This is a genomic window from Nonomuraea composti (genome assembly GCF_012034275.1).
Taxonomy (GTDB): domain Bacteria; phylum Actinomycetota; class Actinomycetes; order Streptosporangiales; family Streptosporangiaceae; genus Nonomuraea; species Nonomuraea composti.
The window spans coordinates 1-22,144 of sequence record NZ_JAATEP010000044.1; the positions used below are offsets into that span (position 1 = coordinate 1).

Genomic DNA, 22,144 nt, shown 5'->3' on the forward strand with positions numbered 1-22,144 from the left:
CCTCAACAGGCATCCAGCTCATCGACGGCCGACCCTACAAGACCTCTCAAGCCGGCCTCCCCATAGCGGTGAGCCGGGCTCCGTCCACGAAGACCAGGCGGCGGAGGGGTTGGCGCCGATGCTGTCGGCGCGACCCGCGGGCGACAGCTGATGACCAGTCAATTGACGGATTCACCGTCTTGCTCGGTTTACCTAATGTTCACTGCGACGTCCATCCCCGGCGAGCCCAGCCGACTCATGGCGGCGCCGAGGCCAGCCACTATTGCGGGGAGGAGCCGACCATGGCCCAGGAGATTTATGTCACTTCGGCTGCGATCTCCAGCATCCAGCACCACCTTGACGAGACGTTCATTCCGGCCCTGGAAGCCTTGAAGAAGACCATCGACGACACCGACGTTCCCGCTCCGGGTTTCGGCATGCCTTTGGGCTTGGCGCTGAGCCAGGCGTACGGGGCGAGACAGGATGACGTGCGGGGTGCCGTGGACAAGGCAGTCAAGACGGTGGAGGCGTGGGTCACGGCCCTGGAGACGATCAAAAAGAATTGGCGGGACGCCGAGGAGAGCAGCACCGTCGTCTACAAATAAGATCGGAGGGGAACCCGCGTGGTCTACTTTCCTGCTTTGCAGCAGGCGGCCGCCTGGAATTCTTTCAAGGAGGCCGCGAGGTGGGAGAAGCGGCTCGTCCCGACCGTCGTCATGTTGAGCACGGCGGTGGCGAATGTTCCCGGCATGGGGGATGCGAAGGCGAACTGGAACGCGCTTGCCAAGGCTTTGGAGGTCGAGTATCCGGGCCTGCTGGGCAATGCGGTGTTCCTGTCCCGCGCCGACTGGATCGCCGATGACCGTCAGGCGTTTTTGAACGCGGCCGCCGTTTTCGGAGGCGATCTGCAGAAACTGAGCGGCCTTTGCTACACCATGGAGGGTCAGGTCGATCAGATACGGGACGCCTATGCGCGGTACTGGTACGAGATCGGGGCTCTTGCCTCCATCGTCTTGAGCTATCTGGCCGCGACCTTGCTCATGAGAGCCACGCCGTATCTGAGAGCCCAGGGGGAAATCGCGCTTGCCCGGCTCGTCGCCTTCACCAATTTCGTCCTCGCCAACCAGACGAAGATCCTGGCGACCTTCCTGGCGGCGGTGGCCGTCACCATGGCCGACACCGGCACGGCGCTGCCGAAGATATTCAACCTTACACCGACCGGGGGAGCCCGCATCGATTTCCAGAGGGCGGTGATCTCCATGGATCCCCCCTCTCAGTGGGTGGCGCCCAAGCGCGAGAAGCCGGAGCATGCCAAGAACACCGGCTCGGCCGCGTCGGCCTGAAGAGCCCGTCATCGGTGGTGAAGCAGTCACCGCGGAGAAGGAGTCATCGTGTCCGCCATGCCATTCGACCCTGCGAAGATCGACCTTGCCGATCTGGACCGCATCCGAGACGAAGCCCAGCAGACCATGCGTCGCCTGTCCGGAGCGGAGGGGGAACTGTCCAGCGTGCAGGGCGTGGGGAGCGGCGCCAGCGGTCTGATCACGGTGCTCACGGATGGCGCCGGCCGGGTGACCAAGATCGATCTGAATCCTCGGGTGACGCGGCTCGACTCGCCTACTCTGGCGGAGGAACTCCTGCGGGCGATCGGCACCGCTCAGGATGAGGCGGCGCGGCGTACGCAGGAATTGCTGGAGAACGCCCTCGGCGGTCAGCTTCCCCAGCAGATGTTCGATCCGGACAGGATCGAGGCCTTGCTGGCCGAGTCCGACGCGTCCTTCGCCGCGTTCATCAACGAAAAGACCAGGCGGATGGGAATCGACGGGGGCAGATGAGACCCCCTGCTTGGTCTCCAGGCGCTGATGCGGCTGTGAGGTGCGATAGGCGGCTCCCCGGGCGATGGGTGTCGCAGCGGGACAGTCGTGGGGCGCGCCGGTCGAGCGCAGGCGTCCCGATCTACCGTGTGGATCATGATCGAGCGCACCAGGATCGAGAGCCCGGCACCAGGCCTCTTCGACGCCGCGTCAGGGGTGCCGTCATCGCACCCCGGCCGGGAAACCTCCCTGATCACCCAGTCGCCGTTGTCGTCTCGTATTGGCTCGTGCTCCTCATCCAGCAGCTCGAGGACGTCGTTGACGATGAGCGTCTGCTCGCGGACATGCCCTGAGGCGCGGACCAAGGTGCCGGTACAACTCGGCGAGCTCGGGTTCCGGGAGGTCACCGCACAGGTCCATGGTAACCATGACTGCGTGAATGTCTGCGATGGCGGCAATGTGGGAAACGGGACCGACATTCACCGGGTGAGGCGTCGTCTGTGACCAGCCTGTTCATGATGTCGTGGACCGCCGTACACTGCCGCCGTGGATGATCTTGACCGGGTGGGCGCGGCAGGCCGGAACCCAGGTTCCCGGACGGAGTTGCTCTCCTCGATCGGTGCGGCCCTGGGCCTGGGCGGCCGCTATGAGGCGTCCCCGCTGCCACGCGCGTCCGGTTACCTCTCCCCAGCGACGATGCAGGAAGCGCCCAGCGATCGCGGTGTCGAGATCCTCGCCGGAACGATCGACCGGCAGGACGGCCGCGTCGGGTGGGTCGAGCAGGTGGCAGGCAGCCCCGCGCACGGTCACATCCCGGTGAACATCACGATCAACGTGGCCGGAGGTGGCCTGCCACATCTTCGAGTGGATCTGCCCACCTACAACCCGTTTTTCGGCTGCAATGTGAAGGAGATGCGGTTCTTCGACGAGACGCTCGTCATCGTCTACCGGGAAAAGCATCACACGATCGCCTGCAGCCTCGATCTGCCCTCCGGTGAGCAGAGGCTGAGCACCGTCGGGGCTCAATGTGTCCTCGCCGGTGCGCTGCTGTGCCACCTGTCATGGCGTGGCGATCGGGTGGACCTCCTGGCTCTGCCGGATCTGATGCCCTGCCTGCCGCTGCCGGTCCCGCCGATCGACGCCGGTAGTTCGGCCTCGATCGGCGCCGACGCTGGACCGGACGGTTCGTGGCTGCGCTGGGCCGAAGTGGGAGCCGCTGCCGAGCATGACACCGGCGGCGCCACGCTCCTGCGTGAGCGGCAGGTCCACCGGTGGTTCCTGCCGGACGAGGCGCAACGCGGCGTGCACCTTGACCGGGTGGCGGTGTGGACCAGGCTGCGCGAGTTGCTTACCGCTTTCGGCCTGAACCACCAGGAGGCCGACATCCTCATCGGCGTAGCCGCCATGCCGCTACTGTACGTTCCCCGCTTTGTCGCCGGAACGTACGCCCGCCTGCTGGATCACGACACCGGGTCGCCCCCGTGGTGGTTTCCCGTCGCGTGGTATCAGCATCTGCTCAGCAGCGAGGGGAACGGTGAGGCGGCGCGTTGGCTGGCCGGTCTCGACCGCTTGTCCTCGGGGAATGCCGAGGACTTCGCCGGTTGGCGGGCCGGGTGGAGTCGTGAGGAAGGGGCGGCCCAGCTCGCCCTGGCCCATCTGCGTACGCATGCTTCCAGGCTCGCGTCGGCCTGCCGCGCTGGCCGGCTCCCGGCCGATCAACACGATTGGCACAACGGCTGGGGTCACCCGCTGCCGATCGGTGCGTTCCCGAGGGGGTTCCGCCGCGCGTGGAATCATCTCCCCGCGCGGTTCCGGCCGGGGCGCCGGCCGTGATCCGCGATCTCCTGATGACGTCCGGGTGGAGTGTCACCGCGTCCGTTTGACGGGATGATCTCGGCAGCGGCGGGACGCGTGCCAGTGTCAGCTGACCCGTCTGCCTCCATCCGGGCGACGTCGGTTGGGACCAGCGGTACGGCCACTCGCACTTCGGACGGTGCAGCACGATCTGGCTGCGGAGCTCGCACCGGAGATCAGCCTGTACCTGCTTTTGCTGGTACGGCGCCCGTCTGACCTTGGACGTCTACCAGCAGGGGATGCAGGCCGATTCGATCGACCGGCATCCGTTCCTGGCGATCTCAATAACAGGCTATCCGGACATCACGTTCACCGGGCCTGAGGAGCAGGTGGGGTATGACTTCGAGGCCGATGAGAAGGCAGAGGACGAAATCCAGACTCCGTCGTTTCGCATGTTCGCCGGAGAGCTCGGGGACGCGGTATCCGTCACTGTCCACTGGGACCGTATCGAGGTGCCGCCCTTGCGAGGGGAGGTCGCGCGAGAGGGAGACGTAGTCGCACTGCGCCCGCTGCCCGGGCACTTTGAGCACACTGCCGAGTACGGCTACCAGGATTTCGAACTCTGACGGCGGTAGAAGAACGACCCCGCCTACCGCGACCGCACGTTGAACCGAGCTCATCCGATCCCCGATCGGGAACTGCACCCATCGACCTTGATGCCGTAGCTGCCGACCTGCGCATAGCTGTCCCCACAGGGGCCGGCGGCTTGCGCCGGTGCGGCCTTGGCAGGAAGGCAGAGGCAGGCCAGCATCGCACCTGCCAGTACAGCGATCCTTTCGTGATGCTGCATCGGTTTCCATCCGCTGAGCGATTCGGCGGCTGGAAACGGTAGGGGAAGGATCTGTCGGGGTGAACCTGTCAGCGAACCTCAGATGACTGGTGTGCGGATCGGATCTTCGCCGTCGGCCTCGGGTCAAGGGCCGGCGCAGCATGGACTCGACCGAACGGGCCGAAGGCGTCGTCCGAGGGATCAGTGGCACTGTTCGCCGCTCACCTGGCGGGTGAGCGGGCCGATGATGGCGATCAGATCGATGCAGGACCGGCCCCCCGATGACACGTACACAGGCCCTGCTCGATGCTTGCGCATACCGAAGTCGGCATCAGCCGACTTCTTGGCACCAGCGAGCGCGATGTCCACGGACATGAACTGCCTCTCCCCCGACGCCTGCGCCTGGACGATCGCGCAATTCCTCTCCATGTCCGGGTTGTAGTAGACCTCGATGGAGCCTGTCTTCGGCCCATGGTCGGGGATACGGTGGCTGTCCACCCACTCGTAGCCACGACCGCACGGCCCGGCGGCTGCGGCGGGTGCCGCGTTCACGGCCAGCCAGCATCCTGCCAAGGCCATTCCTGCAAGAGCCGCGAGCTTCTTGCGGTAGCGCATGTGTGTCCTTTCTTGCGGAAACGTGCGGCATGGCAGGCTATGAGAGGGACGGGGACGGGCGCATCCGTCACGCGACTGGCATGCGCCGCGTCGGCGGCCTTGGCTCGCTTCGCCGCACCCGCAGGCGGGCGGCCAACTGGCGGCGCGCTGGCTCATTCTGCGGCCTGAGTTGCGCGCGACGGTCAGATCGCGTCAGGGGGTCTTGAGAGAAGGATGCCGATGCCGCCAGGTCTGGCGAGCGCGTGGAGCGATGCCACGGCTCGCCGGTCGAGATCCCTCATGGACTTCGGTTCGCGCCCGAGCCGACCTCAGAGGTAGCGGGGGAACAGGTCCGTCGTGGGCCAGGAGGTCACCTTGCCGATCTCGGCGTTGATACGGGGGCTGAGCACGTCGAAGTCCGGTGACCCGCTCTCCTCGTTGCGGTTGAACAGGGCGGCGTAGGTGAAGCCGTTCTGCAGGCGCGCGGTGTAGGTGTAGGTGCCGGGCAGGCCACCGCTGTGCCAGGTGTTGAGGTGTCCCGTGACCTGGCGGACCCACAGACCGGCGCCGTACCAGGAGCCGCTCTCGGTGACGCCGGTCTCCGGTTGGGCCACCATCCTGGAGATGGAGGTGGCATTGAGCACCGTGCCGGGCGCGTCGAGGATACGCGCGAAGCGCACCAGGTCCACCGCGGAGGCCAGCCAGCCGCCGCCGGGGCCGCGGTTCTCCATGCTGAAGCCCCCGTACGGGGCCTGCACCGTCGCGCCGGAGGCGTCGGTGACGGTCGTACTCGTCTGTGCCGACTCATAGACGATCTCGCCGGGCGCGGCCTGTGCCTTGAGGGTACGGCCGAGCCGCATCCGGGTGATGCCGGCGGGGGCCAGGATCTTCTGCTGGACGTATGCCTCATAGGTCATGCCCGACACCTTCTCGACGATCATGCCGAGCAGCAGGTAGCCGTAGTTGCTGTAGGCGTACCGGCTGCCGGGTGTGAAGTCGAGCGGGCGGCCGCAGGCGTACTGGACGATGTGCTCGCGCGTGATCGGCAGGGGCACGCCGAGGGAGCGGGCGATCGTGTGGTCCAGGTACAGGTAGTCGCCCGACAGGTCGCGGTCCCAGCCGCCGGTGTGCTGCAGCAGCCGCCACACTGTCACGTTGGCCAGCCGGGGGTCGGCCGTGGTGGGCAGTCCGAGCAGGGAGGCGACGGATGTGCCGAGGTTCAGCTTGCCGTCCTGGGCGAGCCGCACGATCGCCACAGCGGTGATGTGCTTGCTCAGGCTGGCGATGCGGAACAGCGAGGTAGGGCCGAGCGTGGGCACGGCCGGATCGTCGCTGTAGCGGTAGGCCCGTGCGAGCACGAGCTTGCCGTCCTTGGTGATGGCGAGCTGGGCGCAGGAGATGGCGCGCTCGACGATGTAGGTCTTGATCACGTTGTCGAAGCCGGCCAGCGCGGCCGGGGCCACTCCGGCGGTCTGCACCGTCGCGGCGAGCGCGGGGTGGGAGGTTCCCAGAACGAGGGCGGGCACGGTGGCGGCGCTCGTCGCCAGGAACCGTCTGCGGCTCAGACCGGTCGACATGGACGTGCGCGGCTCATTGATCGTCATGAGCAGATGTGTAGTGGATCGGTGACCTCTGGTGGATCGATTTCACCCGGATTGCCTCCTGCGGGCCGAAACGGATCTGCGGCCATCGGCATGGTTTGGGGGCCTCCCTCTCGGGGAGAGGCGTGGGGAGCCCGTGGATGTCCTCGTGATGGCCGGCACAGGAACGGCCTAGCGGCCGCGAGCGTGCCTGCCGCGTACCCTTCGGGGAGGTATCTCTGAACGCGGAGGGGCGAGCGGCATGAGGTCCCCGCACAGGCAGTGGATCCGCCCCGGCGCGCGAGTCGAGAGGATATCCGAGATTTCGGTCGCTTCAGTCGCTGTGAGCCGGCGGGGCGGGCGCCAGACAGCGACCGGAGCGACCGAGGGTCGCTGTCATGCAGTCGCCCTTTCGAGGGAGCAAGGTGCGTTCCGCGGCGTGCGAAGGCATGGGTCGCTTCGGTCGCTGGGACGAGCGACTCTTCAGCCATCGCCGATACCCTCGCGGAACTGGCCTGGAGGCCTGCTGGCCATCGCCATGATTAAAACCACTCGGCTCCGCCAGCGAATCTGTCACGTGACTGGTGAGTTCCCTTGCCCGTACGGCGTCGCCTGATCGTGGAGAGGGGCGGGGGCCCTGTCAGCGGAGCGACTGTAGCGATCCTGATCGGCCGTTGTCGTCGAGCTGGCATGCAATCGGGGTGCTTGCTGGATGTGTCAGCTCGGCACGGTGAGGCGGCCGGCCGAGACAGCGACTGTTCCAGGCGGCTGTCAGTGCTGTTGCGGCCAAACCCTCCTCGGGCTGGAGGGCGCGGCCGCCGTCGGCGAGCGTGTAACCGTTTTGATCAGGCCGTTCGTGGCCGGCGGCAGCCTTGGAAAGCGACCCAGAAGCTCTCGCGTCGCCGGGGCTGGGGCCCGCCGTGAGGGTTTTGTGTGCATCCGTCAAGTGACTGGTTGTGCGCGTTCAGGTGGGAAATGGCCGTTTCCGGAGGCGCGAGCTGGCGTAGGGTCGGTCATGGTGCGGCCTCGGTCGCTCTGGTCGCTGATGCCGGGAAGACGGGGCCTGCGGGACGCTCTCATGAGGGGCGGATGTGCAGGCGAAGACAGCCAGCGACCGAAGCGACTGATTCTCACGTCCGAGAAGACGAGGTCGCGGTCAGGGGAAGACACGGAAAGTGGAACGAAACTCACTGCGTCCCCGGGAGGGCGGGCACCGTCGACATCGGTGTAGTGGTCCCGCAGGGGGCTTGGCTGGGAGGGCTCGTGATGTCAGTGACCCAAGCTCATCAGGCCAGGCGGCGTTGAGTCGCTGCGGTTCGGTCGCTGTCGTTGAGTCGCTGGACGAAACAGCAGGTCAGCAGGTCAGCCGTGGCTATCGGAGCGACCCAAGCGACTGTCCCTGCCCTATATGGCCCCGTAATACTGCTCGTTTTGCAGACACTCATAGATGGAGACCTGAGTCGCTTCAGTCGCTCCCAGGTCGCTGCTGTCCTGCTCAGCAATGTGTTCCTGCTCATGACTGAAGCGACTCAAGCACCAGCGACCGAAGAACAGGGAACCAGCCGTCGACGGGCCTGGGGCAGAGGCAGCGGATGGCCTCTCCCCGTTGTTCCCCCTTTCTCCCACCCGCCACGCCTGCCTAATCCGCCGCACACGCCCCCCGGTCCGCTACTCTGTTGTGCCATGTCCGAGGGTCGGTCGCTTCAGTCGCTTCAGTCGCTCAGCTCCACGGCGACCGCCGAGCTCGACTCGTCCCACCGCCGGGCATGGCCCCAGCACACCGACGGCCGAAGAGAAGGGACGATGTGACGCTGCTTTCCCCTCTTCAGACAGCCGATGCCGTACAGCCTTTCCCGAGTGAGTCGCTCTCTCTTGCGCGATGGTGCGCCGCTCAAGGCTGGCCAGTCCACCCACTGGCCCCCGGCCGGAAGTTCCCCGCCCGAAACTGCGCCGTCTGCCAGGCCCCCGGTCATGTGGCTGAGGGCTGCCCCTGCCTCACCGAAGGGCGTTGGTGCCACGGCCATCTAGCGGCCACTCTCGACCAGCAGGTCATCAACCGGTGGTGGCGGACCCAGCCAAATTCCGGGGTGGGCGTGGCGTGCGGCCCAGCCAGACTTGTCGTCATCGACATCGATGCCCACCCCACGCCTGTGCCGGAACGCGACCAGCTGTTGCCCGGCATCCCCATTCACCCGAAGGTCGACCTGACGGGGCTGGCCTCGGGCTATCACACTCTGGCTCTTTTGGCCGCGTTGCGCGGCCAAAGAAGCCCCGCCGAAGACGCCACCACCTTGCGTGTCCGCACCCCCTCGGGCGGGCTGCACGTCTGGTACCGAGCTGATCCTGGTATGACGTTCCTGTGCTCCACCGGCTCTGGTAAGGCGCGTGCTCTTGCCTGGCAGGTGGACGTCCGAGCGCACGGCGGCTACATCATCGCCCCGGGCACCCGGACGAAGGACGGCCTCTACACCCCGTTGGGAGAGAGCCGTCAGCCTGCGGCACTTCCCCGCTGGCTGGCCCAAGAGCTCGCCCGGACCGGGCATGTGCCTGGCGACAGGCCCCGTACGCTCGCCGAGACGAGCCCGCCTGTCCCGCCCCGTGCCCGCGAAGCCGTCACGAAGGCAGGAGGCGGCGCGCATCCTGCTCTGCGCATCCTGCACACTCTGGCGGCCGAGGTCGAAGCGTGCGCCGCCGTCGACGAGGGCGCGGGCTTCACGGCGAAACTGAACCGCGCCGCCTACACTGCCGGCGGCCTGGTAGCGGGAGGCTACCTCAGCAGGCAGGACGCGGAACAGGAGCTCACCAGAGCCGCCCGGCACGCCCGCGCCGGACAAGAGAACCGCTCAGCGAAAATCATCGCCAGTGGCCTGACCCGAGGTGCCACTCGCCCGCTCTATCTTCAGGGACGCTCATGACTCCCAGAACGGAGCCAGGCAACTTCAACGCCGAAGCCGTCGCACAGCAGATGCTCGACCTGGCCGACCTTCCCACCGCCGCGCCGGCCCAGGAGTCCTCCCTGCCGCCGTCGGCCACCAAGAACGGCCTGCTGCCCGAACATCTCAGCGACCGCGGCAACGCCAAGCTGTTCGTCGACCTCTACGGCCGCGACTTCCGGCATGTGCCGGGGCTCGGCTGGTACCGGTGGGCCGACTACCGGTGGGTGCTCGATGAAGGTGACACCGTCCTGTGGGCGGCCGGCGACATGGCCGAGCAGCTGGCGACGATCGATCCATATCACCGCCACTCCCCCGCCGAGCTGAGACGGCACAAGAAGCGGGCGCTGTCGACGGCCGGCATCCACGCCATGCTGCTGCAGGCCAAGGCCGCCCCTGGCATGGCGCTCAATGCCACCATGCTGGACGCCGATCCGTACGCCTTGTGCACTCCGGCAGGCGTCGTGGACCTGCGCACCGGCCTGATCACCCCGCCCGACCCGCACAAGCACCTTCACTCGCGTGCCACGACCCTGGCCCCGGAAACCACCCCTATTCCTCGCTGGGAACGCTTTCTGGTCGACACCTTCGGAGATGACGCCGAAGGCGAACAGACCATCGACTTCCTGCACCTGCTGCTCGGCTACTCCATCTCGGGCGATGTCGGGGCGCAGGTGCTGCCGTTCCTGTTCGGCGCCGGAAAGAACGGCAAGTCGGTTCTGCTGGAAGTGATGCTGCAACTGCTGGGCGACTACGCCGACGCCGCGCCGCCGGGGTTCCTCATGGCCAAGTCGTTCGACGGCCATCCGACCGATCTGGCCGAGCTGCATGGCCGCCGCATCATCGTCTGCTCCGAGCTCAAGCCCGGCGACCGCTTCGACGAAGCTCGGGTCAAGCTCCTGACGGGCGGAGACAAGATCAAGGCCCGTCGCATGCGACAGGACTTCTTCAGCTTCGACCCGACCCATCACCTGTGGCTGCTGGGAAACCATCGGCCGGAGGTCAGTACGGGGGGCTTCGCCTTCTGGCGGAGACTGCGCTTGATCCCCTTCGAGCGCGTGGTGTCCGATGCCCAGAAGATTGACAACCTGGCGCGCATCCTGGTCGATGAGGAAGGGCCGGGGATACTCGCATGGCTCGTCGATGGTGCACGCCGCTACCTGACCGGGGAGAAGGACTTGTCCGGTCCTGAACGGGTACGTCTAGCTACTGACGCCTATGAAGCGACGGAGGATGTGGTGGGGCGATTCATTGCGGATGCGTGCATAATGGCCCCCGGAATGCGTGCAGAACAGACCAGCCTCTACACCGCCTACACTCGCTGGTGCGGTGAAGAGGGAGCTTCGCCGGTCTCAGCCCGTAACTTCGCTGCACGCATACGCGACACACTCAAGATGGCCTCACCCAAGGACATGGTTCTGTCCAACTCACGCAAGTACTACCCAGGGATCGCACTCAGCGCCGACTTGCAGGATCAGGAGCCGCAGCGATGAGTCTGATCAACGAAGCGAGCTTGATCCACGAGATCGACATAGTCTGGCTCGAGGACATCGACAAGCTCGACTACGTCCGCCAGAGTCTCGATCGGCTGCCCACGCGTCGAGGCAAACCGGCCTATCACCGCGATGGCCGGATGGTGGGATACGCCGTCCTGGGGCCGTCAGCCAAGGGGGCTGCGGCATCCGGGACCTTCCACCGCAGGGTGTTCTGGCTCGCTCCGCACGATCGCGACACGCTGCCCGGCGGTGAATACAGCACCGGCGCTCCGCTGGAGTCGGTCGATCCGCGCACGCTCGCGCCACGTCAGCCCGGTCACAAGACCGAGCGTTCCGAAGGAGGTCCGCCTTCTCCGGCCATGGTCGCCCTGGGCCTCACCCTTCCGAAGGCTTGATCCGCAATGCCCGTCGGCGTGCTCCTCGAGCTTGCCGCATGCCTGGACGGCAGCGTCGGCCCTGAGGAGACGCAAGCAAAACCGACCCCCGCAGACAGCTCTTGAGAGAGGCGAGCACGTTGCGGTGACCGACGACGTGGTTCGGCCGGGCACTCGCAGGGCGACCTGCGCCCGGCTCCGCGCGACGGAGGTCAACCTCTCAGCGCTTCGTGACGACCATGACGAGCCAGCCTTTGTTGATCTGCATGATCGGCCCTTGCGCGACGGTGATGTGGCCAGGCTATGACCGGTCACGGGGCAGCGAATCTGTCACGTGACTGGTCTCAGGATCGCTTCCTAGGACGCTCATAGGGCAGCACGGAGCGGGCCATGGACAGTGCTGGGACCCAGCCTGGACGCATCGCTCCGGGGTGACCGTTCGCGTCAGCAGGAGTGCCGCGTCCACCGACTTGGTAGCCGGCCGGAGCCCGCCCGCGGTGACGGTGCGGGTGGCCCGGTCGACCATACCGGTGAGCTCGACTCGCCCGACCACGCCGTCGTCGAACGTCACCAAGATGTCCAACGGCGTGGAGTCGATCTCCATCCGTCCGCCCGGACGGTTGGCGGTGACCTGGCTGAACTCGCCATCCGGGCGGCTGGCCAGCGATCGGCGGGTGCGGGCTGAGCCGGTGACGTGGCCTCCACGGGAGAGCCGGTCGAACAGGCGGCAGAAGGTTGCGCGAGAAGGCATGCGGACATCAGGTTGGTCGGCAACGAGCTGGCCGATCTTCCCGTAGAAGTAGCTCGCCGTTCGAGCGGATCGCTCCGTGGACTCCTCAATCGCCTGAGACAGCGTCGCCAGCACGTGCGGGTGGACTCGTCCGGATTGGTCCGCTGGCGCCTTCGCGGCGTCCGTCGACCAGCCCGGCCAGGCCTTGAGCCTGATAGCGCTGACGCTTGCGCTCGATGGCGCGCAGGCTGACTCCCTCACGGCCCGTCTTGGCCGGTTCGCGGGCCTTGGCCTGGTCGCGTTCGCGGACCGCGGGCAAGCCGGGGTCGAACTCAGGTCTCGGTCGAGTGCCAGCCGGGGCATCGGGGCGCACGCCGGTCAGGATCTCGACGATGTAGTGCTCCCACCAGCAGGGCCGCCCAGGAGCTCAAAGGAAGGGTCGGCCAGCAAGTGCGGCAGGTGCACCGCGATGGTGCCGCCGCTGGCTGCGGAGGTTCCGTCCGACGCCGCTTATTGGCGAGTTCTGACACCGCCGGGCACGTGTCGGTGCCGCGGATGTTGGTTTGCGTCGACACCGCTTCCGCGCCCGACGGGTGTCAGGTTGTCCGCTGCTTTGTAGCTTGGGCCAGACGGTATGAGTCGGTGCCGGTCTCGAGGATGGTGCCGCCGAAGGTGAGTCGGTCGACGATGGCTGCGCATAGCCGGGGGTCGGTGAAGGTCTTGGTCCAGCCGCCGAAGGACTCATTGGACGCGATCGCGACCGAGGCCTTCTCCTCACGCTCGGTGAGGACCTGGAAGAGGAGTTCCGCGCCGCGGCGGTCGAGTACCGACGACGGAGCCGATGAGCAGCGAGTGGGCCAGGTCGAGTCCCACTGAAGCCCAGGTCAGTACGACGGCCCGGCCTTGCGTGGTGACGAGGACGTTGGTGATGAGCACGCCCAGGATCAGGCCTGTGATGCCGCCGACGACATCAACCTCGACATCACCTGTCCGCCCCGTGTCCCTGGCGCGACGAAGATCTGCTTGCGCGGTGCCTAATGGGTCTTCCTGCAGCATCTCGCGGGTCCCTCAGTGTTCGCTGCTGAAGAACCGTAGCAACAGCGGGCCGACGGTCTGTGGGTCGACGACATGATCCGGCCCCTCGAGGGTCTCCCGTTGAGCGTGGGGTAGTAGGTCTGCGAGCTCGTCGGCCGCGCGGTCGAAGAAGTCCGAGGGCAGGCCTGCCATGTAGGGGACCGTGATCGGTCCTCCGGTGGTGACCAGGACCGGTTGGGTGACCGTTGCCAGTCGATCGGCCGGCAATTGGTAGCGGTTGAGGAAGACGCTGTCGTGGACCAGTGTGGGCGCGAGGGCGACCGAATCCGCCCAATGCGCCGTCTGCTTGCCTGCCGCTTTCCTGGCCGCGATGTTGTCGTCGGAGGCGCCGGTCATGCGCATGAACAGTTCGAGAACCTCCTCGTCTCGCCCGGCGTCGAAGGCGCGTCGGGTGTCTGCGATGTACTTCTCGAATCGCGGGCGTATGTCGTCTCCGACCGCGTAGGGCACCTCCCACACGGCGATCGTGTTGATGGCTGACCCGGCCGCGGCGGCTTCCAGCGCCAGCGCGCCACCCGAGGACGCCCCGAACAGGTGTGCCGAGCCGCCCGCCTCCGCGATCAACGCATCCAGGTCTTCGATCTCCCTTTCCACGGCGTAGGGCTTGGTGAAGCCGCTCGCGCCGCGTCCCCGACGGGCATAGTTGTAGACCGTGAAGTGCTCGGCGAGAGCTGGTGCCAAGGGCGCGTTCTCCACCCCGTCGTCGAGTGCTCCGCCCACCAGGATGACGGCCGGGCCGCTTCCTTCCCGGTCGTAGGCGATGGTGGTGCCATCGTTTGATGTCACGCGAAAGGCCATCTCGTTCATCTCACATCTCCGTTCGAGAGGTTTGTCTCAGCGCCTGAGCAGCGTGCCGACGACGGCCTTGGTGCGCGACCACCGCGCCCTTGCGATCACGGCCGCCACGACGAGTAAGGCGAGCGGCAGCCAAGGGCTCTGCTCGAGCACGAACTGATCGGTGATGACAGCACCGGTCAGCAATGCCGCCAACCCGAGACTGGCCAGGCCGGCCAGAGCCGGGATCAGAAGTCCAACCCCTCCCGCGACCTCCAGCGCTCCGACCAGGTACCGGAGCCACTGGCCAGCCCCGATGTCGGCGAACATGTCCACCATGACCGGGTCGCCGGCGAGCTTCGAGATTCCGCCGCCGGCGATTATCGCCGCCAGCACGACTTGCAGAATCCAGACTCCGATGCTGCTCGCCCGCCCGGGCGTGTGCGCAACGGTTTCCGAGTTGTTCTTGGGGATGGTGCTCATGCGTCTCTCCTTGTCGTGTCCGGGCCTGGTACCGGTGATGCGTTGGCCGAGTGGGCCGGGTTGTCGGAGTTGATGTCGACCAAGTGCTCGCGGTAGCGGGATCTACTTCTTGTTGCGGTAGAGGACCATGGTGATGGGACCGAAGACCGCGACGAGAAGGACGGACGAGACGAGCACCCAGCCGATTTCCCCGGCGGGCACCGAGCCGTCCATCAGGCCGCGTACCACGGTCGCCAGGTGGGTGATCGGGCTGACCTCGACGACCGCCTGCATCCACCCGGGCATCGTCTTCGGGTCCACGAAGATGTTGCTCACGAACGTCAGTGGGAACATCACCATCATGCTGACTCCCGCCACCGAGTTCGGCGTGCGCAGGATCAGGCTGAGCATCGTCCACAGCCACGACAGGCAGAACGAGAACACCAGCAGCAGCGCGACCGACAGCACCACGCCGACGGCGCCACCCTCCGGCCGGAACCCTAGGACCAGTCCGAGCATGATGACGATCGCCGACCCGATCGAGTAGCGCACCAGATCGCCGAGCAGGGCGCCGACCAGCGGGGACGGTCGCCACACCGGGAGCGACCTGAACCTGTCGAAAACGCCTTTCTGAATGTCGGTGTTCAGCGTAATACCAGTGTTCATGGTGATCATGACGTTCGCCTGCACCAGGATGCCCGGCAATAGGAACTGCAGGTATTCCTGCGTCGACCCGGCGAGCGCGCCACCGAACAGGTAGGTGAACATCAACGTGAACATGATCGGGAACATGGTCACGTCGACGAGTTGCTCGGGCACGTGCTTGATCTTCAGGAGGGCGCGCCAGCCGAATGTCAACGAGGTGCTCACCGGACCGGGTTGGGGCGGGCGCTCACCGGCCAAGAGCACACCGCGCAGCGCGTCCTCGGTGACCGGCGGCGACGCCTGCTCCGCGGACGTGGCATTCATGCGGCATCCTCCTTGGGTGTCTCCTCGGACGGGTGTCCGGTCAGGGCGAGGAACACCTCGTCCAGGCTCGGCTGACCGAGCGCGAACTCGGTGACGTCGATGCCGCTGCGGGATAGCTCGGCCAGGGCGCGGGCGACCCGCTCGGGGTCGGAGATCCGCGCGGACAGCGCGACCGGGTCGGCGGACGGCTCGGCCGGCACGTCGAGAGCGGCGGCGAGGACCCGCTCGGCCTCGGCCCGCTGCTCGGGACTACGGAGGCGTACGTGCAGCGAGCCGGCGCCGACCGATGCCTTGAGCTGGCCGCTGGAGCCCTCGGCGATGACCTTCCCGTGGTCGATCACCGCGATGCGGTCGGCGAGCTGGTCGGCCTCGTCGAGGTACTGCGTGGTCAACAACACGGTCGTGCCTTCGGCGACCATGCCCCTGACGATCTCCCAGACCTGGTTCCTGCTGCGCGGGTCGAGCCCGGTGGTCGGCTCGTCGAGGAAGATCAGTTCCGGGGGGACGACCAGGCTCGCTGCGATGTCGATGCGCCGGCGCATCCCGCCGGAGTACTTCTTCACCTGCCGGTCGGCGGCATTGGCGAGGCCGAACGCGTCGAGCAGGTCGGCCGCTCGCCGCCTGCCTCGGCGGCGTGAGTAGCCGAGCAGCCTGGCGAGCAGCAACAGGTTCTCCACCCCGGTGAGGTCCTCGTCGACCGACGCGAACTGCCCGGTAAGGCCCACCCTGCTTCGCACCGCCTGGGCGTCACGCACGACGTCGTAGCCGAGCACTTGCGCCTCTCCGGCGTCGGGGCGCAGGAGCGTGGCGAGCATGCGGATCGTGGTGGTCTTGCCGGCCCCGTTCGGGCCGAGCACGCCGTACACGCCACCGGCGCTCACGGCCAGATCCACACCGGCGACCGCATGGGTCTTGCCGAAGCTCTTCTTCAACCCTCTCGTCTCGATCGCGAGCTTTCCCATGGTTCGAGTCCTTCTCTCGGTGTTGCGAACGGATTGGTTGAGCTAGTCAAGTTTGACTACTTGGCCAGAGTGATGCACGAGGAGGAACGTCTACTCAAGTTTGATTAGAAGCGCATCTTGAGGGGATCGTGGACCGTTCGCCACGAACCCGGATCATCGGCCATGGTGTAGGCGCCCTCAGACAGTCGTTTGCTCAGGCTCTTCGCCCAATCCAGTTCGGTGCGTGCGTGTCCCGCCCACAGTTCGGCCTGATCGCGGACGTGTTCGGGAATGTGGGGGTTCGGGTTCTCCCACCCCTTGGCCTGCCCTACGAGTTCCGCTTCCAGGCGCGCGACCCGCTCGTTAATGTGCGCGATGGCATCTGTCCTGGTCAGCATGGGCAACATGGCGATGGCCGCGTTGAGCATGTCCGCGTCGTGGGTGCGCCGCAGACCATCGCGGACCAGTTCGACCATCTCGTCACGTCCCCGAGCTGTCGCGCGGTACAAAACGCGCTCCGGCCCGGAGTTGCCCGGCTCGGCGTGTTCGGTGAGGAGGCCATCAGCCGCCGCCTTCTTCAGCGCGTGATAAATCGAGCCGGGCTTGATCTTGGCCCAACTCTCCGCACCCCAGCTCTGCAGTTCGGACCGCACCTGGTAGCCATGTGCGCCGCCGGAGAGGTGCACGATACCGAGTACCAGGAGCTTCGTCGCCGACATACGCCCACCTCCGCTCAATCTGCTTGTCTCGATCGCGAGCTTTCCCATGGGTTCGAGTCCTTCTCTCGGTGTTGCGAACGGATTGGTTGAGCTAATCAAGTTTGATTACTTGGCCAGAGTACACGAGGAGAACGTCTGTAGTCAAGGTTGATTAGAAGCGCATCTTGAGGGGATCGTGGACCGTTCGCCACGAACCCGGATCATCGGCCATGGTGTAGGCGCCCTCAGACAGTCGTTTGCTCAGGCTCTTCGCCCACTCCAGTTGGGTGCGTGCGTGTCCCGCCCACAGTTCGGCCTGATCGCGGACGTGCTCGGGGGCGTCCCGATTGGGGTGCTCCCGCCACTTGGCCTGCTCTACGAGCTCCGCTTGCGCGCCCGCCAGGGTGGTGTCAACTCCCACCAACACTAGGGTGCCCTCCTGGTCCGGGTGGTGTCAGCACTGACCTACAAGCGGTGCTGGTGGAGACCTCCAAAGCCACGCCGCTCTCGGCGGCGAGCCGTACCAACGTACCGGCCAAGCCGACCACAGTATGCATCGTCTTCTCAAGGGTGACTCGCTCCCCGAGATGCGGCCCCGGCGGCCTCGGCGTTCGTGCCGTACTCATCGCAGGTCCGATGCTCGAACGATGGCGGCCGGGCCGAGAATCGAGGACTCAAGGCCGGTGGTCAGATACCGTTCCAGAGCAGGCGATAGAGCGCCGGAAGCGTCACCAACTGGTCGCCCACCTGCTGAGCGCCGCGCAACAGCGCGGTCGGAGCGCTGAATACGTGGAGCAGTTCTCGGGCGAGCTCTTCCCGATAGCAGCGCCGGTGGCGATAGCCTGCCAGCCAGCGAAGGTTCGCTCGCAGCGCTGGGTCAGGGCCGCCCGTTCGATGGAACTTCCAGCCCACCTCCTCACAGGCCCGCCCCATGGCCGCGAATGCCTCAGTCGCCGCCGGATCGACTCGGTCGTCAGGTCGGACATCCACGACCATGCCTTGGCCGTCCCGCGTCCGGGCGAAGTAGTCCGGTGCATGCCGTCGCACGCAGATCGTCGGTGGCCCAGGTGAGCCAGAGAGGTTGGGAGGCGAAGGTGACGATGTCTTGGTCGAAGTCCATCACCTCAGCACGTCGCGCTCGACCCACGACTCGCAGCCAACGTGATCGCCAGTCGTGGCCGCCCACCACCAGCCTGGAAGGTTCTTCTGCTCCGGAAAGACGGAAACGACCGCACCGCCGGCGCCCGCTCAAACCAGACATGCGAGTTCACAGCCAGCGGCGCATGCTGCTCGACCCCTGCACCATCCAGGAAGGTCAGATGAACTCGGCCCGCTCGACGCGAGCCGCCGATAACGCCGTCAAGGTAGCCCGCCGCCACATCGTACGCAGTGCAGCCATACGAGGGCGCACTGTAGTTGTCAAAACGCCAGGTGGGTGAGAAACACGCCAGGTCTCGTGAGACAGGACAACGGAGGGGTTGGGTGCCTTCCGTAGTGGCTTCCGCATGATCATTTATGTCAATACACTATTGACATGCCGAAGCGGACACTGGTTCAGATCGATAAAACCGCAGGTCAGGAGGCCATCGAGCGAATCGTACAGCGACGAAGGAAGGTAGGCGACCCCGATTTGGCCGTGCTGGAGAGCGTCGACCCGATCGAGCATCCGCTCACCATCGTCCGTCACATCCTCACCTGCCGACGGGTGCCGGACTGGGTTACCGTGCAGGACGTTCTGGATGCTCTGTGGGTCCTCGCCTACGTCCGCCGGCATTGTCCGCACCGTCCTGACGAAGCCGAGAAGCTTGAGCACGAGCTGCTGGAGCTGGGGGTGAGGATGCAGATTGCGATGATCCGCATGGCGCCTGCCCTGAACGTCCGCAGCCGGCAAGCGGTTGAGCATCGCCTCTTGCGACACCGGGCGGCCAAGCTGGGCCTGGCCCGTAGCGAACGGGCGGAGCGTGCGCACCGCTTGGCCAGGAGCCGACCTGGCACGACCTCTGCCGAGGCTCGTTGGTACGACCGGCATGCGTTGCCGCTGTGGGAAGCAGCCTCCGAACTGGTCGCCGCCCGGAGCCAATACGACCATCTGATCGATGACGAGCTCGCCGAGAGCATCATCGCCCTGCGACGGGCAGTACGGCAGATGCAGTGGCCGTTGTCGGCCACGCAGTATCCGACGTTGCGGGAGATCGGCTGGTGGATGCAGGAGGTGGTGGACGTGCTCGGCGAACCTCGGTACGCCGCCTTCTGCGAGCAGTTGGGCGAGCTTGTCCCCCGTCTTACTGAGATCACCGCTGAGCACCATCGCGCTGTATTCGGTGATTCCTGAGGGGGCAAGTGACGAGAGGCCCGGTCCGGCTGCTCAGGCGAAACCCCGCTCATGAGAAGCCCGGGGTGCGAGTGGGTAAGGGAGGCCGAAGGACGTCGACAGCTGGTCGTGAGATGGTCATCACCTCGGGCCTGGCACTGGCACCTGCCTTGTGGCTGGTGTCGGGGCGCTGCGCCTTGAGAGGCGAGCGACCGCAGGGTTGTGGTGCCGGCTCGGTTCCGCCGATGGTGTGTGAAGCTGAGGGCGGGACGATGAGAGCAGGGTGGGGACGCGGCCGCGCCCGGTTCATGGCCGCGATCGGCGGTAGATGGCTCGCGGGTGCGGCCTTGTTTGGAGCGAGGCGGTCGCCGGTCAGTTTGGTCAGCGCTTGAGGGCTGGCCGAGCGCGGAATGCCGGTGAGAGAGAGCAGCACCCAGGAGGAAAGGCCCTCCCCCTCCACCGTCAGGTATCCGTTGCCAGTGAGGTCGGGTCCTGTGCCATCGAATCAGGGCCGCCCAGGTCAAGGGCCGGACATCGGGCCGTCTTCGCTGTCCAAGGGCATCAGGGAATCATCGACATGCAGGTGCTGCGGCCGGTGGCTGAGGAGAGCCAGGTTGCAAGGTCGTTGGCGTCGTTAGCGTGCGTGTCATGGACATCGCGGTCACTCCCATCACAACGCCACCCCCGGCCGTACCCGGACGTCGGCTCGCCGGCTCTCATGGCCCCCTGCTGTCATGAGCGTGAGCTCATGGCGCCTGCGCGATCAGGTATTGGAGCTCATGCCGCCGTCCCCGCATAGTTGGCGTGTGAAGCCTTCCTTGCAGGTCGCGGTCGTCGGCGACTACGACAAGACGTACACCCCGCACGTGGCCACCGACGATGCGCTGCGTCACGCCGCCGACCACCTCAGAGTCGAGATCGAGGTCCGCTGGCTGGCCACCGAGCCGCTCGAAACGGACCTGTCCGCTGTGCGCGCCGCGGACGTGCTGTGGTGCGCCCCGGGCAGCCCGTACCGCAGTCTGCGCGGCGCGCTTGCCGCCCTGCGGCACAGCCGCGAGCACGGCGTCCCCACCCTGGGGACGTGCGGCGGCTGCCAGCACATCATCATCGAGTACGCCCGCCACAAGCTCCGGTTCGAGGACGCGCAGCACGCCGAGTACGACCCCTATGCCTCCAGTCTGTTCGTCACCGAGCTCGCCTGCTCGCTCGCCGGCCGGACCATGCCCGTCACGCTCACGCCCGGCTCCCTGGTGGCCGACGTGTACGGGCGCGAGGAGGCCAAGGAGCAGTACTACTGCAACTTCGGCCTCAATCCCGCTTACCAGAGTGCCCTGCACGAGGGCGGACTGCGGGTGACGGGCGTGGACGACACCGGTGAGGCCCGAGTGCTGGAGATCCCCGGCCACCCGTACTACCTGGCCACACTGTTCGTGCCACAGACGAGCTCGTGGCCCGGGCGTCCGCACCCGCTGGTCGTGGGGCTGCTGCGCGCGGCGCTATGACGTTCACCCAGCTCAGGATCCTGCAGACGGTCGCACGTACCGGCAACATGACCCGCGCGGCCGAGGAGCTGAACACCACGCAGTCCGCGGTCAGCCATGCGCTGCGCGGCCTGGAGAGCGAACTCGGCCTGGCCCTGCTCGTCAGGGGCAGCCACGGGGTGAGCCTGACCGCCGCCGGGCGAGCCGTCTGCCGCCGCGCCACGCTCATCCTCACCCAGCTCGAAGCCCTGGAGCAGGAGGTGGCCACGGCGCGCGGGCAGGACCGTGGCAGCCTGCGCGTCGGCGCCATCCCCAGCGCCAACGCCCGCCTGCTGCCGCGGATCCTGCGAACGTTCGGCGAGGCGCATCCACACGTGCGCCTCACCGTGATCGAAGGGTCGGACGGGGAGGTCCTCGACTGGCTGCAGACCGGGGCCGCCGACATCGGCACCCTGACGGCCGGAGCCGTCTCCGCCAGCGTGCCCGATCTGGTCATGCACCCGCTGGCCGCCGACCAGATGCTGGCCGCCCTACCCAGCGGTCACGACCTGGCCGTACGCCACTCCGTGCCGGTCGCGGACCTGGCCCGGCAGCCGTTCATCATGTCGACGGGCGGATGCGAGCCGCTCATCACGGCGCTCGCGCGGGAAGCAGGCGCGAGCCTGCGCTGCCACTATCGAGTCCGCGACACCAGCAGCATCCTCGCCATGGTCGCCGAAGGGCTCGGCGTGAGCATCCTGCCCGAGCTCTCTCTACCCGCTCACCACGCTGGCGTTCACGCCATCCCCCTCGAACCGGCTTCCGTGCGCACCATCCTGCTGGCCCTCCCGGCCGACCCGCTCCCTGCGGCCACCGCGCTCCTCGAACATGCGCTCGAAAGGGTCTGAAGCACGCCAGCGCTCTCACCGTAAGCCCTCGGCGCTGTCGCTTCTCAGCGACAGCGTCTTCCATCGGAAACGATCGCTCTCGCAGGAGGATCGGCAAGCGCTGTCCCTTGTCATCGACAGAGCCAATCCGTGATCCGTACGGGCCGGCACTGGGCGGGACACGATGGAGAAGCATGCATCAGTCGGTGACGCACTTGGATGTCCTGGCTGTCCACGGAGCCGAGGGCAACCGGCCCCGTGCACTGTGGCCTCCCCCTTTGGCAACGGGTCGGGCTCGTCCATGGCTCTGCCGTCAAGTCCGATTGCTGGATGGGTCCCCTTTGCAGGGGAGGTCGCGCCGTGCGAGAGCCGGTTCGCGTGCGTTGGCAAGCCCGTAAAGAAGCCCTCCTGAAGGAGCCGCATC

Annotated in this window: 23 protein-coding genes and 1 pseudogene; 12 read left to right on the plus strand and 12 right to left on the minus strand. The window is 66.6% G+C overall.

The genetic code is table 11. The annotated features are described in order from the left end of the window. The first annotated feature begins 281 nt into the window (after positions 1-281). The 6 genes from HCN51_RS42135 to HCN51_RS42160 all read left to right on the plus strand — a co-directional run bounded on the left by HCN51_RS42135 (position 282) and on the right by HCN51_RS42160 (position 4,213). Positions 282-584: a hypothetical protein gene (locus HCN51_RS42135; RefSeq protein WP_168017605.1), complete on the plus strand. Its 303-nt coding sequence runs from the start codon at positions 282-284 to the stop codon at positions 582-584. 18 nt (positions 585-602) lie between these two features. After that, entirely contained in the window at positions 603-1,322 is a 720-nt protein-coding gene (locus HCN51_RS42140; RefSeq protein WP_168017606.1) for a hypothetical protein, read from the plus strand. A gap of 57 nt (positions 1,323-1,379) precedes the next feature. Next, positions 1,380-1,814: a YbaB/EbfC family nucleoid-associated protein gene (locus tag HCN51_RS42145; protein WP_240973822.1), complete on the plus strand. Its 435-nt coding sequence runs from the start codon at positions 1,380-1,382 to the stop codon at positions 1,812-1,814. Between the two features lie 135 nt (positions 1,815-1,949). Further along, positions 1,950-2,297, plus strand: coding sequence for a hypothetical protein (locus tag HCN51_RS42150; RefSeq protein WP_168017608.1), 348 nt, complete (start codon positions 1,950-1,952; stop codon positions 2,295-2,297). Positions 2,298-2,339: 42 nt separating this feature from the next. After that, entirely contained in the window at positions 2,340-3,626 is a 1,287-nt protein-coding gene (locus HCN51_RS42155; protein WP_168017609.1) for a hypothetical protein, read from the plus strand. Between the two features lie 239 nt (positions 3,627-3,865). After that, on the plus strand, positions 3,866-4,213 hold the full coding sequence (locus tag HCN51_RS42160; RefSeq protein ID WP_168017610.1) for a hypothetical protein: 348 nt from the start codon (positions 3,866-3,868) through the stop codon (positions 4,211-4,213). A gap of 404 nt (positions 4,214-4,617) precedes the next feature. Here the strand turns inward: HCN51_RS42160 and HCN51_RS42165 are convergent, their stop codons facing one another. Both HCN51_RS42165 and HCN51_RS42170 read right to left on the minus strand, forming a co-directional pair. Beyond that, the gene (locus HCN51_RS42165; protein ID WP_168017611.1) at positions 4,618-5,031 is read right to left on the minus strand and encodes a hypothetical protein; all 414 of its coding nucleotides are present in this window, start codon (positions 5,029-5,031) and stop codon (positions 4,618-4,620) included. Between the two features lie 308 nt (positions 5,032-5,339). Beyond that, on the minus strand, positions 5,340-6,614 hold the full coding sequence (locus HCN51_RS42170; RefSeq protein WP_240973817.1) for a serine hydrolase domain-containing protein: 1,275 nt from the start codon (positions 6,612-6,614) through the stop codon (positions 5,340-5,342). 1,742 nt (positions 6,615-8,356) lie between these two features. Here HCN51_RS42170 and HCN51_RS42175 point away from each other — a divergent pair. From HCN51_RS42175 to HCN51_RS42185, 3 genes are read left to right on the plus strand one after another with little or no spacing between them, the layout of a single operon-like run. Continuing rightward, a complete protein-coding gene (locus tag HCN51_RS42175) occupies positions 8,357-9,505 on the plus strand; it encodes a bifunctional DNA primase/polymerase (RefSeq protein ID WP_168017612.1) in 1,149 nt (382 codons plus the stop codon). Next, on the plus strand, positions 9,502-11,016 hold the full coding sequence (locus HCN51_RS42180) for a DNA primase family protein (protein WP_168017613.1): 1,515 nt from the start codon (positions 9,502-9,504) through the stop codon (positions 11,014-11,016). The genes HCN51_RS42175 and HCN51_RS42180 overlap by 4 nt, the downstream gene beginning before the upstream one ends. After that, entirely contained in the window at positions 11,013-11,414 is a 402-nt protein-coding gene (locus tag HCN51_RS42185; RefSeq protein WP_168017614.1) for a DUF6009 family protein, read from the plus strand. The genes HCN51_RS42180 and HCN51_RS42185 overlap by 4 nt, the downstream gene beginning before the upstream one ends. 280 nt (positions 11,415-11,694) lie before the next feature. Here HCN51_RS42185 and HCN51_RS42190 read toward each other — a convergent pair whose 3' ends face one another. The 10 genes and pseudogenes from HCN51_RS42190 to HCN51_RS42235 form a co-directional block, all read right to left on the minus strand. Continuing rightward, positions 11,695-12,258: a hypothetical protein gene (locus HCN51_RS42190; protein WP_168017615.1), complete on the minus strand. Its 564-nt coding sequence runs from the start codon at positions 12,256-12,258 to the stop codon at positions 11,695-11,697. Between the two features lie 461 nt (positions 12,259-12,719). Then, positions 12,720-12,947: pseudogene (locus HCN51_RS42195) on the minus strand (ATP-binding protein); the annotation flags it as partial. Continuing rightward, positions 12,898-13,179 carry a hypothetical protein gene (locus tag HCN51_RS42200; RefSeq protein WP_168017616.1) on the minus strand — a complete coding sequence of 94 codons (282 nt, stop codon included), beginning with the start codon at positions 13,177-13,179 and terminating at the stop codon, positions 12,898-12,900. The gene HCN51_RS42200 and the pseudogene HCN51_RS42195, both read right to left, overlap by 50 nt. Positions 13,180-13,191: 12 nt before the next feature. After that, positions 13,192-14,025: an alpha/beta fold hydrolase gene (locus tag HCN51_RS42205; protein ID WP_168017617.1), complete on the minus strand. Its 834-nt coding sequence runs from the start codon at positions 14,023-14,025 to the stop codon at positions 13,192-13,194. A 27-nt stretch (positions 14,026-14,052) separates the two neighbouring features. Then, entirely contained in the window at positions 14,053-14,475 is a 423-nt protein-coding gene (locus HCN51_RS42210; RefSeq protein ID WP_168017618.1) for a DoxX family protein, read from the minus strand. Positions 14,476-14,577: 102 nt separating this feature from the next. Continuing rightward, complete coding sequence (locus HCN51_RS42215; RefSeq protein ID WP_168017619.1) at positions 14,578-15,423, minus strand: ABC transporter permease; 846 nt, start codon at positions 15,421-15,423, stop codon at positions 14,578-14,580. Beyond that, a complete protein-coding gene (locus HCN51_RS42220) occupies positions 15,420-16,385 on the minus strand; it encodes an ATP-binding cassette domain-containing protein (RefSeq protein ID WP_168017620.1) in 966 nt (321 codons plus the stop codon). Before HCN51_RS42220 ends, HCN51_RS42215 begins: the two co-directional genes overlap by 4 nt. A gap of 104 nt (positions 16,386-16,489) precedes the next feature. Next, positions 16,490-17,083, minus strand: coding sequence for a PadR family transcriptional regulator (locus tag HCN51_RS42225; protein WP_168017621.1), 594 nt, complete (start codon positions 17,081-17,083; stop codon positions 16,490-16,492). A gap of 151 nt (positions 17,084-17,234) precedes the next feature. Beyond that, entirely contained in the window at positions 17,235-17,483 is a 249-nt protein-coding gene (locus HCN51_RS42230) for a hypothetical protein (protein ID WP_168017622.1), read from the minus strand. Between the two features lie 266 nt (positions 17,484-17,749). Then, positions 17,750-18,109, minus strand: coding sequence for a TnsA-like heteromeric transposase endonuclease subunit (locus HCN51_RS42235; protein WP_168017623.1), 360 nt, complete (start codon positions 18,107-18,109; stop codon positions 17,750-17,752). Positions 18,110-18,596: 487 nt separating this feature from the next. Here HCN51_RS42235 and HCN51_RS42240 point away from each other — a divergent pair, with 487 nt between their 5' ends. The 3 genes from HCN51_RS42240 to HCN51_RS42250 all read left to right on the plus strand — a co-directional run bounded on the left by HCN51_RS42240 (position 18,597) and on the right by HCN51_RS42250 (position 21,741). Beyond that, positions 18,597-19,394 (plus strand): hypothetical protein, encoded by a 798-nt coding sequence (locus tag HCN51_RS42240; RefSeq protein WP_168017624.1) that lies wholly within the window; start codon positions 18,597-18,599, stop codon positions 19,392-19,394. A 785-nt stretch (positions 19,395-20,179) separates the two neighbouring features. Continuing rightward, a complete protein-coding gene (locus HCN51_RS42245) occupies positions 20,180-20,875 on the plus strand; it encodes a CTP synthase C-terminal region-related (seleno)protein (RefSeq protein ID WP_346433991.1) in 696 nt (231 codons plus the stop codon). Beyond that, entirely contained in the window at positions 20,872-21,741 is an 870-nt protein-coding gene (locus HCN51_RS42250) for a LysR family transcriptional regulator (RefSeq protein ID WP_168017625.1), read from the plus strand. The genes HCN51_RS42245 and HCN51_RS42250 overlap by 4 nt, the downstream gene beginning before the upstream one ends. The last annotated feature ends 403 nt before the right edge of the window (positions 21,742-22,144 follow it).